Origin of the sequence: Parahoeflea halophila, from assembly GCF_900220985.1 — a bacterium.
Lineage (GTDB): Bacteria > Pseudomonadota > Alphaproteobacteria > Rhizobiales > Rhizobiaceae > Hoeflea > Hoeflea halophila.
This window is the reverse complement of record NZ_OCPC01000001.1, coordinates 503,504-517,685: the sequence shown is the minus strand read 5'-3', so window position 1 is coordinate 517,685 and position 14,182 is coordinate 503,504. Positions and strand designations below refer to the sequence as shown.

General features: G+C 62.3%; 14 protein-coding genes. 12 read left to right on the top strand and 2 right to left on the bottom strand.

Annotated features, from left to right (window positions below; genetic code table 11):
* Positions 1 to 33: 33 nt before the first annotated feature.
* Positions 34 to 348 (bottom strand): co-chaperone GroES, encoded by a 315-nt coding sequence (locus tag CRO46_RS02515; RefSeq protein WP_097106432.1) that lies wholly within the window; start codon positions 346 to 348, stop codon positions 34 to 36.
* 272 nt (positions 349 to 620) lie between these two features.
* Here CRO46_RS02515 and CRO46_RS02510 point away from each other — a divergent pair, with 272 nt between their 5' ends.
* Complete coding sequence (locus CRO46_RS02510) at positions 621 to 890, top strand: usg protein (protein WP_097104713.1); 270 nt, start codon at positions 621 to 623, stop codon at positions 888 to 890.
* Positions 891 to 926: 36 nt separating this feature from the next.
* Here CRO46_RS02510 and CRO46_RS02505 read toward each other — a convergent pair whose 3' ends face one another.
* Positions 927 to 1,607 carry a TetR/AcrR family transcriptional regulator gene (locus CRO46_RS02505; protein WP_097104711.1) on the bottom strand — a complete coding sequence of 227 codons (681 nt, stop codon included), beginning with the start codon at positions 1,605 to 1,607 and terminating at the stop codon, positions 927 to 929.
* Between the two features lie 86 nt (positions 1,608 to 1,693).
* Here CRO46_RS02505 and CRO46_RS02500 point away from each other — a divergent pair, with 86 nt between their 5' ends.
* From CRO46_RS02500 to CRO46_RS02450, 11 genes are all read left to right on the top strand, one after another.
* The gene (locus CRO46_RS02500) at positions 1,694 to 3,049 is read left to right on the top strand and encodes a flavin-containing monooxygenase (RefSeq protein ID WP_097106430.1); all 1,356 of its coding nucleotides are present in this window, start codon (positions 1,694 to 1,696) and stop codon (positions 3,047 to 3,049) included.
* Positions 3,046 to 3,948, top strand: a complete 903-nt coding sequence (locus CRO46_RS02495; RefSeq protein ID WP_097104709.1) for a bile acid:sodium symporter family protein — start codon at positions 3,046 to 3,048, stop codon at positions 3,946 to 3,948. The genes CRO46_RS02500 and CRO46_RS02495 overlap by 4 nt, the downstream gene beginning before the upstream one ends.
* A complete protein-coding gene (locus tag CRO46_RS02490; RefSeq protein ID WP_097104707.1) occupies positions 3,945 to 4,883 on the top strand; it encodes an SDR family oxidoreductase in 939 nt (312 codons plus the stop codon). Before CRO46_RS02495 ends, CRO46_RS02490 begins: the two co-directional genes overlap by 4 nt.
* On the top strand, positions 4,880 to 5,647 hold the full coding sequence (locus tag CRO46_RS02485; RefSeq protein ID WP_097104705.1) for an SDR family NAD(P)-dependent oxidoreductase: 768 nt from the start codon (positions 4,880 to 4,882) through the stop codon (positions 5,645 to 5,647). The genes CRO46_RS02490 and CRO46_RS02485 overlap by 4 nt, the downstream gene beginning before the upstream one ends.
* A gap of 97 nt (positions 5,648 to 5,744) precedes the next feature.
* Entirely contained in the window at positions 5,745 to 7,307 is a 1,563-nt protein-coding gene (locus CRO46_RS02480) for a class I adenylate-forming enzyme family protein (protein ID WP_097104703.1), read from the top strand.
* A 112-nt stretch (positions 7,308 to 7,419) separates the two neighbouring features.
* Positions 7,420 to 8,100, top strand: coding sequence for a CerR family C-terminal domain-containing protein (locus CRO46_RS02475; RefSeq protein ID WP_143438919.1), 681 nt, complete (start codon positions 7,420 to 7,422; stop codon positions 8,098 to 8,100).
* A gap of 2 nt (positions 8,101 to 8,102) precedes the next feature.
* Positions 8,103 to 9,056 (top strand): HlyD family secretion protein, encoded by a 954-nt coding sequence (locus CRO46_RS02470; protein WP_097106428.1) that lies wholly within the window; start codon positions 8,103 to 8,105, stop codon positions 9,054 to 9,056.
* The gene (locus tag CRO46_RS02465; RefSeq protein ID WP_097104698.1) at positions 9,053 to 9,964 is read left to right on the top strand and encodes an ABC transporter ATP-binding protein; all 912 of its coding nucleotides are present in this window, start codon (positions 9,053 to 9,055) and stop codon (positions 9,962 to 9,964) included. The genes CRO46_RS02470 and CRO46_RS02465 overlap by 4 nt, the downstream gene beginning before the upstream one ends.
* Positions 9,961 to 11,097, top strand: coding sequence for an ABC transporter permease (locus tag CRO46_RS02460; protein ID WP_097104696.1), 1,137 nt, complete (start codon positions 9,961 to 9,963; stop codon positions 11,095 to 11,097). Before CRO46_RS02465 ends, CRO46_RS02460 begins: the two co-directional genes overlap by 4 nt.
* A 215-nt stretch (positions 11,098 to 11,312) precedes the next feature.
* Positions 11,313 to 12,719, top strand: a complete 1,407-nt coding sequence (locus CRO46_RS02455) for a bifunctional enoyl-CoA hydratase/phosphate acetyltransferase (protein ID WP_097104694.1) — start codon at positions 11,313 to 11,315, stop codon at positions 12,717 to 12,719.
* Positions 12,720 to 12,899: 180 nt separating this feature from the next.
* Positions 12,900 to 14,117, top strand: coding sequence for a 6-phosphofructokinase (locus CRO46_RS02450; protein WP_097104692.1), 1,218 nt, complete (start codon positions 12,900 to 12,902; stop codon positions 14,115 to 14,117).
* The last annotated feature ends 65 nt before the right edge of the window (positions 14,118 to 14,182 follow it).

Below are 14,182 nucleotides of genomic sequence, written 5' to 3'. Positions count from 1 at the left end.
CCTTTCAATCTTCCCAAGTGGATCGGCACCTAATCAGGCTGCCGCCTTGACTGCGGCTTCCGCGTCGAGGATGCCCATGACGTCGGATTCCTTCATGATCAGAAGATCTTCGCCATCAAGCCGGATCTCGGTACCGGACCATTTGCCGAACAGCACGCGATCGCCCGGCTTGACGTCGAGTGCGACGATCTCGCCCTGGTCGTTGCGGGCTCCGGGGCCGGTGGCGATGACTTCGCCTTCCTGCGGCTTTTCCTTGGCAGTGTCGGGAATGATGATGCCGCCCTTGGTGCGCTCATCGCTTTCGACGCGACGGACAAGGATACGGTCATGCAGAGGTCGGAATTTCATGTTTTCCTCCTGGACAAACATAGTATTGGCTCCCATTCCGCCTGGAGCCGATGGCCTCCCGGCGGAAGCCAGACCCTTAGCTTGCGGCGTCTGGCGCGAGACGATTTGGTTTCTCAAAAATGCGTTTTCAAGAGCCTGTTCGAAAAAAATCAGCACTCACACAAGGTGGCTGCTAACAGATTGAAAATGCATAGAGATTTTCGATTTCTCTTGCCAGGTGGACGATCTTTTGGTGTTCTTTGAATGTCAAAGCACAGGAGGTCCACTGAGCAATGGTTTCACCTGAGTTCGAACGGCAGATGGATGGCTACGGCCTGACGACTGCGCACATATTTTACCGAATGCCGGATTTTGAATCCCTGCTGCAGACCTATGTCTGGCAGGAATACGACCTGGCCCCGGATTTCCCGGGCATGCGCAAGTTTCTCGACTTCTGGGAAGCCAAGCTCGATGGCAAGCTCCACTCGGTCCGCTATGCCCACCAGAAGCTCATCGGGCCGAATGAGTGGCGGCGGGTGGACGGGGAAATACTGTTGAACTGACCGCTATCAGACGGAAGGCCGCCCCAAGGGCTGATCTCAAGCTTCAAGGGTCGCGCGCATGCCCGCCTCGCAGAATCTGATCAGTTGATTGGCAAGTTGGTCCATGGCCTGCTGGTTGCCGCCTGCCAGGGCTTCAATGCGCCACGACGAGGTTGACAGCGACAGCATGGAGGCGACCGAGAAGATGAAGCTGACCGCGATGGCGGAGCCGCTGACGCGGGGAAAGAGCTTTGCGATCTCAGCGATGAAGACACCGGCTGTCGGGTCGAAGCAGCGCTCCGATATCTTATGCCAGCGGGCCTCGGCGGAGACCATCGCCACAAGCCTGGCATAGGCGAGCCATTGCGGGTCGCCGGCGCCTGCCTTCTCCAGATAAGGCCGCAGGAATGCAGACAATAGGGCCTCGAGCGTGAGCGGCTGCTGCTTCTGCTTGAGCTCCGCGAGGGCATCAAGCCGCAGTTTTGACAGTTCCGAAGCGCGCCGTTCGACGACGCGCTCAAACAGGGTTTCCTTGCTGACATGGTGGAAGTTGACCGAGGCGACCTGCGCCCCGGCTGCCTTTGCGATGTCGCGTATCGAAGCGCCCTCATAACCACGCTCGGCAAACAGCCGTTCCGCAGCATTCAGGATGCTCAGGCTGGTGGCCAGTGAGCGTTTTGAGACGGCGCGGCGACGCGGCTGGCGCGGCGATGCGGAGCCTGAGGAAATCGAACTCATGAATCATCTTGCCTTAATTTGAACGATCGTTCAATGTTGTCGCGACAACAGGATTCCGCTGAAACCAGGGAGGGGGACAGATGGACATGCCGATGACGAAGGCCGGCCCGGATCCGTCCGCTACAGGAGATTTTTCCGATCAGTATGCGCTGGTCGGCGCCGGGCCGATGGGGCTGGCGATGGCCAAGACGCTGATCGAGCAGGGTATCGCCTTTACCGGCTTCGAGCTCAACTCCGATGTCGGCGGGTTGTGGGACATCGATGGCCCGAAATCGACGATGTACGAAACTGCGCATCTGATCTCGTCGAAGAAGATGACCGAGTTCGCCGATTTCCCGATGGACCCGGAAGTGGCCGAGTATCCGTCGCACCGCGAACTGAAGAGCTATTTTCGCAAATTTGCCGAGCATTTCGGACTCTATCGGCATTTCCGCTTCAAGACGGAAGTCCTGTCGGCTCTGCCGCTGGGCAAGTCCGGCGAAGGTTGGCGGGTCACATGGCGGGAGGCCGATGGCAAGCAGAAAAGTGCGGATTTCGCCGGACTGCTGATTGCAAACGGCACCCTGTCAGAGCCGAACATGCCGGTGTTCAAGGGCAGTTTCGCAGGCGACTTGATGCATTCCAGCGGATACCGAAATCCAGACGTCTTCAAGGGCAAACGGGTGCTGATCATCGGGGCGGGCAATTCGGGCTGCGACATTGCCGTTGACGCCATTCATCACGGCAAGAGCTGCGATATCTCGATGCGGCGCGGCTATTACTTCGTGCCCAAATATGTCTTCGGTCGGCCTGCCGATACGATGGGCGGGGCGATCAAGCTGCCGATGTGGCTCAAGCGCCGGGTCGACGGCATGATCCTGAAATGGTTCACCGGCGATCCGGCAAAATATGGCTTCCCGAAGCCAGACTACCAGCTTTATGAATCGCACCCGGTGGTGAACTCGCTGATCCTGTTTCATGCCGGTCACGGGGACATCACCGTCCGGCCCGACATCGACCGTTTTGATGGACATACGGTTCATTTCAAGGATGGCAGCCAGGCCGATTACGACATTGCGCTGGCTGCGACCGGCTACAAGCTGCATTATCCGTTCATCGAGAAGGCGCTGTTGAACTGGCAGGGCGATGCGCCGCATCTGTTTCTAAACTGCCTGCACCCGGAACGGGATGACCTGTTTGTACTCGGCATGGTCGAGGCTTCCGGGCTTGGCTGGCAGGGCCGGCACGAACAGGCGGAAATGGTGGCGCGCTACATTGCCGGGCTCAAGAAAGGCATCATGGCGGCCAAGGCCTTGCGCGAGGAAAAGGCTGCCGGTTTCACCCGCGCAACGGGGGGCATGAACTATATCGACCTGCCGCGCATGGCCTATTACGTCGACAAGGCGACCTATCGCAACGCCGTCACCAGTTGGATTGCGGCGCTGAAAGGCGGCGGCAAATGACCGATATCGACACGATACGATTAAATTTCAGCCCCGAAAGCCTGATGCTGCTCAATGCCATTCTGGCCATTGTCATGTTCTCGATCGCGCTGGATCTAAAGCCATCCGATTTCAAGGCCCTGATGCGCACGCCCAAAGCCTTGCTGACCGGCATGGCGTCGCAATTCCTTGTGCTGCCGGCACTGACCTTCGCGATGCTGCTGGTGACAAATCCGCGGCCCTCGATTGCATTGGGTCTGATCCTGGTGGCGTCCTGCCCGGGCGGAAATATCTCGAATTTCATCACCCACCGTGCCGGCGGCAATTCGGCTCTGTCGGTGTCGATGACCGGCATTGCGACTGTCGCAGCCATTTTCATGACACCGTTCAATATCGCGTTGTGGGGCAATCTCTATGAGCCGACGCGGGCGATCCTCAGGCAGACAACCCTCGACCCGGTTTCCATTGCCATCACCGTGTTCTTCATGCTGATCCTGCCTTTGGCGGTGGGGGTCCTGACCAATGTCCGGCGGCCGGACTTTGCCGCACGGATCCGCAAGACCATGCAGCGGATCTCGATGGCCATCTTCATCGCCTTCATCGTGCTCGCACTGGCTGCGAACTGGAGTTTCTTTCTGTCTTATGCTGCTGCTGTGGCCGGGCTGGTGATCCTGCACAATGGGCTGGCGCTGACAGGCGGTTTTCTGTCGGCCAGCGTCATGCGTTTGTCGAGTTATGACCGCCGGGCGATCACAATTGAAACCGGCATTCAGAACTCGGGACTCGGGCTGGTGCTGATCTTTGCCTTCTTTGGCGGGCTTGGCGGCATGGCGGTGGCTGCTGCGTTCTGGGGCATCTGGCATGCAATCTCCGGCCTCGCGCTGGCCACGCTCTGGTCGCGGCGGGAGGCGCAGCGATGAGCCGTGTGCTGGTGACGGGCGCGGCCGGCGCTGTGGGCCAGGTGCTGCTCGAGGAACTGGCGGGGGCCGGGATCGAGGCGCTGGCGACGGATCTACGCAAGCCCGCAAAACTGCCCGACGGGATCGGGTTCGAAGCGCTGGATGTGCGCGGAGACGATGCGGCGCGGATTGTCGGTGAGTTCAAGCCGCAGGTGATTGTTCACCTGGCCTCGATTGTCTCTCCCTCGCGCGACATGACCCGCGAATTTGCGCATGATGTGGATGTGAAGGGCACGAAGAACGTGCTGGACGCGGCCGTTGCGCACGGGGTGAGACGCCTTGTCGTCACCTCGTCGGGTGCAGCCTATGGCTACCATGCGGACAATCCGGTGCCGCTCAGCGAATCCGATCCGGTGCGCGGAAACCGCGAGTTCGCCTATTCCGACCACAAGCGGCAGGTCGAGGAGCTGCTGGCCGCTGCGCGCGTATCGCATCCAGCGCTGGAACAGGTGGTGCTCAGGGTGGGAACCGTGCTCGGGGCGGGGCTAGAAAACCAGATCACCGAGTTGTTTCACCGGCCAAAGCTGATCGCGGTCCGAGGTGCGGACAGTCCGTTCGTCTTCATCTGGACGGTCGACCTGGCGCGCATCCTGTTGCGGGCCGCAGGCGATGGGCCTGCCGGCATCTTCAATGTCTGCGGCGATGGCACATTGACCGTGCATGAGCTGGCGGATGCGCTCGGCAAGCCGGTGATGGCACTGCCGGCCTGGGTGCTGAAGACGGCGCTTGGCTTTGCCCGACCGCTCGGCCTGTCGCGCTACGGGCCCGAGCAGGTGCGGTTTCTGCAATACCGTCCGGTGCTCGACAACACGGCCTTGAAAAAGGAATTCGGCTATCGACCGGAACTGACCAGCGCGCAGACATTTGAGCTGTGGCGCAAGGCGGCAGGCTTATGAGCGGCGTGGCTGTGATTACCGGCGGGGCCGGTGGGCTGGGGCAGGCGTTTACGCGGCAATTGCTAAAAGACGGCTGGATAGTTGTGCTGATCGACCTGCCGGGCGCTTTGGCAGGGTTGCCGAATGAGGGTGTGGGGGTCGAGAAAATTTCCTGTGATCTCACCGACGATGCAGCGGTTGCTGCGGTCTGTGCCGGGATTTCGGCGCGGCACCCGGCGCTCGATCTCGTCATTCACAATGCCGGCGTGACCCAGATCGGGTTGTTTGACGAGACCACGCTAGCCTCCCAGCGGATGGTGATGGAGATCAACTATTTCGGCTCGGTGCGAATGGCGGCAGGGCTGCTCCACGCGGTTCGCAAGGGGCAGGGGACCCATCTGGCGATCTCGTCGGTGGCGGGATTCGCGCCGCTTTACAAGCGCACCGCCTATGCAGCGAGCAAGCATGCGATGAACGGCTTCTTTTCGTCGCTGGCCTCTGAAGAGGCGCGGCACGGGGTGAACGTGGTGATTGCAGCCCCTTCTTTTGTTGCCACCAATCCGGGGCGGCTCGATGCGGGCGAGGACGGCATCGGAAGGCCGGGGGCTGCAACGGACGGGTTTGACGAAATGACGCCGGAACAGGCTGCCGGGATCATTCTCAAAGGCTGGCGTCGGGGCAAGCGCTTTGTTCCGGTGGGGCGGGTGGCGAGCCTTGGCTGGCGCATCAACCGGCTGTCGCCGCGGCTCTACAGCTGGCTGATGATGCGCAAGATCCGTCCCTGAGAAACTTCGCCTGCCTGCTGTTCTCTTGCCCGAAGGCGCATTGCCATTTTTCCGTTGCGGCGCGATGGTTTGGCCTTGAAACCTGGGGAAGAGAATCATGAATGTCGCGGAATGGCTGGCGCGCAGCGGCCGGAGATATCCGGGTTATCCGGCGCTGTTCTCGGGCGAGACACAGCTCACGGACTATCAGGGGTTTGCGCGCAGTGCGGCCGCCATCGGTGCGGGTCTGCGCGTGCGATATGGCATCGCGCCCGGCGACCGGGTGGCGATCTTTGCCAAGAACACGCCGGCTTATCTGGAGGCGATGTTCGGCGCCTGGTTTGCCGGTGCGGCCATCGTTCCGATCAACGCCAAGCTGCATTCGAAAGAAGCTGCCTTTATCATCGAAAACTCCGGGGCGGGGCTGGTGTTTGCCACAGCGCCGCTGGGTGGCGAGTTGGCCGGGGCGCTGGCGGACCGGGAGCTCAAACTGCTCGACCTTGAGAGCGCGGAGTTCGAGACCCTGCGTCAGAGCGTGCCGCTGGACGCACCGGTGGAGCGGGCCAATATGGATATGGCCTGGCTGTTTTACACCTCCGGCACAACCGGCCGGCCCAAGGGCGTGATGATCAGCCATGGCAACATGCAGGCGATGGTGGCGTCCTACTTTGCCGATGTGGACGCGGTGTACCCGACTGACGCGGCGCTCTATGCGGCGCCGCTGAGCCACGGCGCCGGGCTTTACTGCATTCAGCACGTGCTCAAGGGAGCGCGGCACGTGGTGCCGGTCTCGGGCGGGTTCGATCCCGAGGAAATCTTCGCACTGGCCCGCAGTCTGGGCGACATCCAGATGTTTGCCGCGCCGACCATGGTCAAGCGGCTGGTTGCTGCAGCCCGGGAGCGCGGCGAGACCGGCGAAGGGATCCGCACCATCGTCTATGGCGGCGGGCCGATGTATCTCAGCGACATTGTCGAGGCGGTCGACGTGCTGGGACCGCGGTTCTGCCAGATCTACGGCCAGGGCGAGAGCCCGATGACGATTACCGCGCTTGACCGCGCTTCGGTGGCCGATCGTGCGCACCCGCGCTGGCGCGAGCGGCTGGCCTCGGTGGGCACCGCGCAATCGAGTGTGGAAGTGCGGATTGCCGATGAAACCGGCGTTTCCGTGGCCACGGGCGAAACCGGCGAAATCCTGGTGCGGGGCGCGCCGGTGATGCAGGGTTACTGGCGCGATCCGGAGGCCACGGCATCCGCACTGCGCGACGGCTGGCTCTGGACCGGCGACATGGGTGTGCTTGATTCAGACGGGTTCCTGACGCTGAAGGACCGGTCCAAGGACGTGATCATCTCCGGTGGCACCAATATCTATCCGCGCGAGGTGGAGGAGGCGCTGCTGACCCATGCCGGTGTGCGCGAAGTCAGCGTCATCGGTGTGCCGGATCCCGAATGGGGCGAGAGCATTCTGGCCTATGTGGTTGCTGAGCCGGAGACGGAGACGGGAACGGCGCCGGATGCGTCGGAGCTCGACCGGCATTGCCTCAATCTGATTGCCCGGTTCAAGCGGCCCAAGGTGTACCGGTTCGTCTCCGAGCTGCCAAAGAACAATTACGGCAAGGTGCTCAAGACCGAACTGCGCAATGCCTTCGCGGCGGAAACGGCGAGCGAGCCCGGTTCGATCTGATCCGGGAGCTGCGGAGCCATGGCTTTGCAAGCCTGAGAATTTAATCAATCGATTGATTAAATTCTCAGGCTGAGGTAGAGTGCGGGCACAATCCGTGTCAGCGAGGACCGCCGTGGCGACGAATTCTTCATCATTCCCCGAAGCCGAAGCCGGGACTGCGGGCGAGCAAACCCGGATGGCCCTGATCATGGCTGGTATCCGGCTGTTCGGCGCAAAAGGCTTCGAGGCAACCTCGACGCGGGAGATCGCCGCTGAGGCGAAGGCCAACATCGCGTCCATTGCCTATCATTTCGGCGGCAAGGCGGGGTTGCGGCTGGCCTGTGCCGAAATGGTTGGGCGGCGCATTCAGGCGGTGGCGGGACCGGCGCTGCGCGCGATCGATCCCGGAAAGGACCCGGCTGCAGCGCAGGCGGGGTTCGAGCGGGTGATCATGGGCGTGGCCGATTTCATGCTCGGACAGGTGGAAGCCCGCGACATTGCAAGTTTCATGGTCCGTGAAATGGGCGCTGCCGGGCCGGTGTTCGACAAGGTCTATGCCGACTTCATTGTGCCGGTGCATCGCAGCCTGTGCGGACTTCTGGGGCTGACCACCGGCCATGACCCGGAAAGCGACCTGATCCGCCTTGGCACCTTCAGCATTGCGGGTCAGGTCGTCTATTTCCGCATCGGCCATGCCATCGTGGCGAAACGCATGGAATGGAAAGAGGTGGGGCCGGGCGAGGTCGAGGCGATCAAGGCAGTCATCCTCTCCAACATAAGGGCGTTTGTCGCAACCAACAGAAAGCCGGGCTGATGATGTCGTTCCTCTGCGCCATTCCCCTTGTCGCCGGCCTGTTTTCGGCCTGTACGGCCGATGAGCCGCTGGCGGTCGGCTATGTCGAGGGCGAATATGTTCTGGTTTCGCCGATCGAGACAGCGCAGATCGTGGAACTTGCGGTCCGGCGCGGCGACAGGGTTACCGCCGGATCGCCTCTGGCACGGCTTGAGAAGCGCGACGCGGAAATCGCCGTGGCCCAAGCCGCCGCGGGCCTGGCACAGGCCGAACGGCAACTTGCAAACCTCGAACAGGGGCGCCGGCCCGAGGAAGTCGCCAGCATCGCCGCCTCGCTGCGCTCGGCCGAAGCTCAGGCTACTGAGGCCGAGCGGGTGCTGCAGCGACAGGCGGATCTTCTCAAGCAGGGCATCTCTACCCAGGCATCCTACGATTCCGCCGCGACCGCGGTGGAGCTCAACCGCGCCAAGGTGAGCGAACTCGAAGCCAATCTCGCCGTTGCCAAGCTTCCCGCCCGGGTCAACGAGATCAAGGCGGCGCAGGCTGCGGTCGACCAGGCCGGTGCCGTACTGGAATCGGCTCAATGGCGGCTTGCCAAGCGGGTACTGACGATCCCGCAATCGGGTGTGGTTTCCGACATCATCCGCAACAGCGGTGAGGTGGCGGGACCGCAGGCGCCGGTGCTTTCGGTGTTGCCGGATGATGCGCTCAAGCTCAGGGTCTACGTACCTGAAACAGCACTGTCACGCATTGCCGTCGGCCGAGTGCTGTCGGTGCGTTGTGACGGCTGTGGCGAGGGCATGGAGGCGACGGTCAGCTATGTCTCGCCCGATCCCGAGTTTACTCCGCCGGTAATCTACTCGCTCGATAACCGGCAGAAGCTGGTCTACCTGGTAGAAGCCCGGCCCCATGCAGATGCCTGGGCGCTGGCGCCGGGGCAGATTGTCGATGTGGTTTTGCAAGGTAGGAAGCCGTGAACGCCATCGAGGTCAGCGGGCTGGTCAAGCGTTTTGGCGACAAGACGGTGGTCGACCATGTCTCGATGTCGGTGGCTGAAGGCGAGATTTCAGGGTTCCTCGGCCCCAACGGATCGGGCAAGACCACCACCATACGCGTCATGTGCGGGTTGTTGACGCCGGATGAGGGCGAGGGCCGGGTGCTTGACCATGACATTCGCAGTGAAGGCCTGCGGATCAAGCGGGAAGTCGGCTACATGACGCAGAAATTCTCGTTCTACGAGGATCTGTCGATCGAGGAAAACCTGACTTTCGTCGCCCGGCTTTACGATCTTGATCCGGTGTCCGTGCGTGACACGCTGGAAGATCTCGGGCCCACATCGCGCCGCAAGCAATTGGCGGGGACACTGTCCGGCGGCTGGAAACAGCGACTGGCGCTGGCTGCCTGCATCATGCACAGGCCGAAGCTGCTGCTTCTCGACGAACCGACGGCGGGCGTCGACCCGAAGGCGCGGCGGGAGTTCTGGGACGAGATCCACATGCGCGCCAGCGCCGGGCTGACGGTGCTGGTTTCCACCCACTACATGGACGAGGCGGAGCGCTGTCACCGCATCCATTACATCTCCTATGGCAAGTTGCTGGCCAGCGGCTCGGTGGCGGAAGTGATCCGCGACGCGGCGTTGACGACCTTCGTGATGGAAGGGGACGACATCACCCGGGCGGCGAAGCTGCTGCAGGGCAGGAATGGCGTCGACCAGGTGGCCCCGTTCGGCCTGACGCTGCATGTGGTCGGCCGGGACGGGGTGGCGCTAGAGGCGGCGGTTGCAGACGTGGCCGCAGAGACCGGCGTGGCATACAAGCAAGGCAGCACCAGCCTGGAGGATGTGTTCATCCAGTTCATGGGCCAATCGACGGACAACATGGCATGAGCGCAATGTTCTCGTTTCGGCGGCTGATGGCGATCATCAGCAAGGAAAGCATCCAGATGCGGCGCGACCGCATCACCTTCGCGATGGTGCTGGGCGTACCGCTGATACAGCTGGTGCTGTTCGGCTTTGCCATCAACAACGACCCCAAGGGGCTGCCGGCGGCGCTGGTGACCACCAGCCAGGATCACTACACCCGCGCCATGGTTTCGGCGATCGAGAACACCGGCTACTACCGCTTCGACCATGTGGTGGCGAGTGCGGCCGTAGCCGAGCGGCTGATCCAGTCGGGCGCCGTCTCCTTCGTTGTCACCGTGCCGTCCGATTTCGCCCGCCGGGTGCAGCGTGGCGATCACCCGCAGATCCTGATCGAGGCGGATGCAACGGACCCGTCGGTGGCGTCAGGTGCGATTTCGACACTCGGCACGGTGGCGGCACAGGCGCTGTTGCGCGGGCAATCAGCGGAAGCGCTCGCGGCCGAGCAATCCACAGCCGCGCTCGAGGTGGTGGTGCACCGGCTCTACAATCCCGAAGGTATCACCCAGTACAACATCGTGCCGGGCCTGCTCGGGGTGATCCTGCAGCTGACGATGGTGATGATGACCTCGATGGCGCTGACCCGGGAGACCGAACGCGGCACCATGGAGAACCTGCTGGCGATGCCGGCAAGCCCGCTGGAGATCATGCTCGGCAAGGTGTTGCCATTCCTGGTGATCGGCGGGGTGCAGGTGGTGGCGGTGCTGACGGCGGCGAAATTCCTGCTCAATGTACCGTTTGTCGGCTCGCTGACGCTGTTGCTGGTCAGTATTTTTATCTTCGTGCTGGCGCTGGTATTGCTGGGCTACGCGTTTTCGACGCCGGCGCGAACCCAGATTCAGGCAATGCAGCTGACGTTTTTCTTTTTCCTGCCGTCGCTCTTGCTGACGGGCTTCATGTTTCCCTATCGCGGCATGCCGGACTGGGCGCAGGTTTTGGGCGAGATCTTCCCGCTGACGCATTTTCTCAGGATCATCCGGGCGGTCATGCTCAAGGGCGCGGACCTGCAGGGCGTCGCCACGCCGCTTGCGGCACTGATGATCTTTGTCGCGGTCTTTACCTTGCTGGCACTGATGCGGTTTCCCCGCACGCTGGATTAGGCTCTGTGAGCAGGACCGGGAAGAAGGCGTGAAAGCGGTCCTTCATCAGGTGGCGAAATGCCATTCGATGCATGGATGTCTGCGCGTCTTGTATCCCTGGCTTCGCTGGGGCAAGTTCTCTGCCGTCCGGACAAGGCGGGTCGCCTGTCGCGGTGCTGGCGGTTGTCGCGCTGAGGAACTGCTGCAGCCTTACAAAGTAACCTTGGGGAGTTGGCATGGATCCGATTGAAAACCGCACGATCGACGAAATCGGGATCGGCGACCGGGCGGAGATCGAGCGCGTCTTGACCTCACCGGATATGGCGCTTTTCGCCACGGTCTCCGCCGACGTACATCCGGCCAGCCTGGAGGACGGTGACGCGGACAGACCTCAGTTGCAGCAGTCCGTCGCCCATGGGATGTGGGCGGGCTCGCTGATTTCATCGCTTCTGGCGACGCAACTGCCCGGCCCGGGGACGGTTCTTCTGGGTCAGACCTTTCGATACCACCAGCCGGTCCGCACCGGCGACCGCATCACCGTGCGGGTGGAAGTGACAGGCGTCGACAAGAAGGAGGCACGGGTCGAGCTTGCGTGCCTGTGCCTTGATGCAAAAGGCGAGACGGTGGTGTCCGGCCAGGCGGAGGTGCAGGCGCCACGGACGAAGATCAGGCGTCATCCGGCGCGCATGCCTGGCTCCCGGCTCAAGGCGCCGGGTGTGCGCTTTGCTACGCTGGTCGAGCAGGCGCGGGCGCTTGATCCGCTGCTCACAGCCATTGTGCATCCTTGTGATGATCTGAGCCTGGGCGGCGCGATTGCCGCGCGTGACGAGGGCATGATCGTCCCGGTGCTGGTAGGACCGGTGGCGAAGATCGAGGCGACGGCCGAGCAGGCCGGGATAGACCTCAAGGGCGTTGACATCGTCGATGCGCCGCACAGCCATGCGGCAGCGGAAAGAGCCGTGGCGCTGGTGCACGAGGGCCGCGCAGAAGCGCTGATGAAAGGCAAGCTGCACACCGACGAGTTGTTGACCGCTGTGCTTCACAAGACCGGGGGATTGCGCACCGAACGGCGATTAAGCCACGTCTTCGCGCTCGACGTGCCGGGGCAGGACCGGACATTGTTTGTCACCGACGCGGCGATCAACATCTCGCCTGACCTCGAAGCTCTGAAGGACATCGTCCAGAATGCCATCGACATGGTCATCGCCATTGGCGTTGAGGCGCCGCGGGTGGCGCTGCTTTCGGCGGTGGAAACCGTGACCGGCAAGCTGCCCTCGACGCTGCTGGCAGCGGCGATCTGCAAGATGCATGACCGCGGCCAGATTGTGGGCGGAAAGATCGACGGGCCGCTGGCCTTCGACAACGCCATCTCGCCTGCCGCCGTCGCCGCCAAGGGCATCGTATCCGATGTGGCCGGTCACGCCGACATCCTTGTGACACCGGATCTCGAAAGCGGCAACATGATCGCCAAGCAGCTGATTCACCTGGCCGGCGCGTCATCAGCCGGCATCGCGCTTGGTGCGCGGGTTCCGATCATGCTGACCAGCCGGTCGGACACGGTGGACGCGCGGATCGTGTCGGCGGCGCTGGCAAAGGTGTTTTCTCATTGGCGCCGGCAGAGACCGCTCGGGGTGCCGGGGTAGGGGCAGCGGGAGAGCTTCGCATCCCGGGAATTTGTGCCGTGCCGCAAACGCTCCGGTTGTCCAGGAAGCGGCCGGACTCACCACCGGGATTGCGGGAACAGGACAGCAGACTTGTGCCGGCACTTGTTTGCCGGCCGCAAATGGTGCTGACTGTAGATCGGTGGATAAAAGGAGATCTCAGTGTTTCATGGCAAGGTGCTGGTCGCCCAGGGAGGCGGACCGACTGCGGTTATCAATCAGTCAATGGTGGGTGCGGTGCTGGAATCGCGCAAGTTCCGCGAGGTCGAGCTGATCTACGGCGCGGTGCACGGCGTGCGCGGGATTCTCGACGAGGATTTTTACGATCTGACCCAGGAGACCACCCACAATCTGGAGATGGTCGCCAACACGCCGTCCTCGGCGCTGGGTTCGACGCGCGACAAGCCGGATCTGAAATACTGCCAGGAGATCTTCAAGGTGCTGAAAGCGCACAAGATCGGCTATTTCTTCTACACCGGCGGCAATGATTCCTCCGACACGGTCCGCATCGTCAATGACGAAGCGCGCAAGGCGGGCTACAAGCTGCGCTGTATCCACATTCCCAAGACCATCGACAATGACCTGGTCGAAAACGACCATACGCCGGGCTTTCCGTCGGCCGCGCGTTATGTGGCGCAGGCCTTCATGGGCATCAATCTCGACAATGCGGCACTTCCGGGCGTCTATATCGGCGTGGTCATGGGCCGCCATGCGGGCTTTCTCACCGCCGCTTCGGCCTTGGGCAAGAAGTTTTCCGATGACGGGCCGCATTTGATCTACATGCCCGAGCGCAGCTTTGACATCGACCGGTTCCTGAACGAGGTCAAGCAGGTCCATGACCGACTCGGGCGCTGCGTCGTTGCCGTCAGCGAGGGCATCCATGACGGCTCGGGCCAGCCGATCATCGCCAAGCTCGCCAGTGAGGTCGAACGCGATGCGCATGGCAATGTGCAACTCTCCGGCAGCGGTGCGCTGGCCGATCTCTTGACGCAGCAGGTCAAGGATAAACTCAAGATCACCCGGGTGCGGGGCGACACGCTCGGCTATATCCAGCGCAGTTTTGTCGGCTGCGTGTCCGACGTCGACCAGAACGAGGCCCGCGAGGTGGGCGAGAAGGCGGTGCAATACGGCATGTTCGGCGACCGCGACGGATCGGTGGCGATCAAGCGCACCGGCCATTACTCGGTCGACTACGAACTGGTGCCGCTGGAACTGGTGGCCGGCAAGACCCGGACCATGCCCGACGACTACATCGCAGCCTCCGGCCACGACGTCACCGACGCATTCCGCATGTATCTGCGCCCGTTGCTGGGTTCAGGCATGCCCGATGCGCACCGGCTCAGGCCGAACAAGGTGCCGAAGATTCTGACGGGGAGGTGAGGGGCTAGTCGGTGGGGTATATGCTCTCTGCCTTCGTCGCCAAGTGCACCGTTGCGGTTTATTTT

Excerpts from the sequence above, each read along its gene's own strand:
- CRO46_RS02490 (WP_097104707.1), top strand. The coding sequence starts at position 3,945 with ATGAGCCGTGTGCTGGTGACGGGCGCGGCCGGCGCTGTGGGCCAGGTG.
- CRO46_RS02515 (WP_097106432.1), bottom strand. The coding sequence starts at position 348 with ATGAAATTCCGACCTCTGCATGACCGTATCCTTGTCCGTCGCGTCGAA.
- CRO46_RS02455 (WP_097104694.1), top strand. The coding sequence starts at position 11,313 with ATGGATCCGATTGAAAACCGCACGATCGACGAAATCGGGATCGGCGAC.
- CRO46_RS02495 (WP_097104709.1), top strand. The coding sequence starts at position 3,046 with ATGACCGATATCGACACGATACGATTAAATTTCAGCCCCGAAAGCCTG.
- CRO46_RS02505 (WP_097104711.1), bottom strand. The coding sequence starts at position 1,607 with ATGAGTTCGATTTCCTCAGGCTCCGCATCGCCGCGCCAGCCGCGTCGC.
- CRO46_RS02485 (WP_097104705.1), top strand. The coding sequence starts at position 4,880 with ATGAGCGGCGTGGCTGTGATTACCGGCGGGGCCGGTGGGCTGGGGCAG.
- CRO46_RS02500 (WP_097106430.1), top strand. The coding sequence starts at position 1,694 with ATGCCGATGACGAAGGCCGGCCCGGATCCGTCCGCTACAGGAGATTTT.
- CRO46_RS02510 (WP_097104713.1), top strand. The coding sequence starts at position 621 with ATGGTTTCACCTGAGTTCGAACGGCAGATGGATGGCTACGGCCTGACG.
- CRO46_RS02480 (WP_097104703.1), top strand. The coding sequence starts at position 5,745 with ATGAATGTCGCGGAATGGCTGGCGCGCAGCGGCCGGAGATATCCGGGT.
- CRO46_RS02460 (WP_097104696.1), top strand. The coding sequence starts at position 9,961 with ATGAGCGCAATGTTCTCGTTTCGGCGGCTGATGGCGATCATCAGCAAG.
- CRO46_RS02470 (WP_097106428.1), top strand. The coding sequence starts at position 8,103 with ATGTCGTTCCTCTGCGCCATTCCCCTTGTCGCCGGCCTGTTTTCGGCC.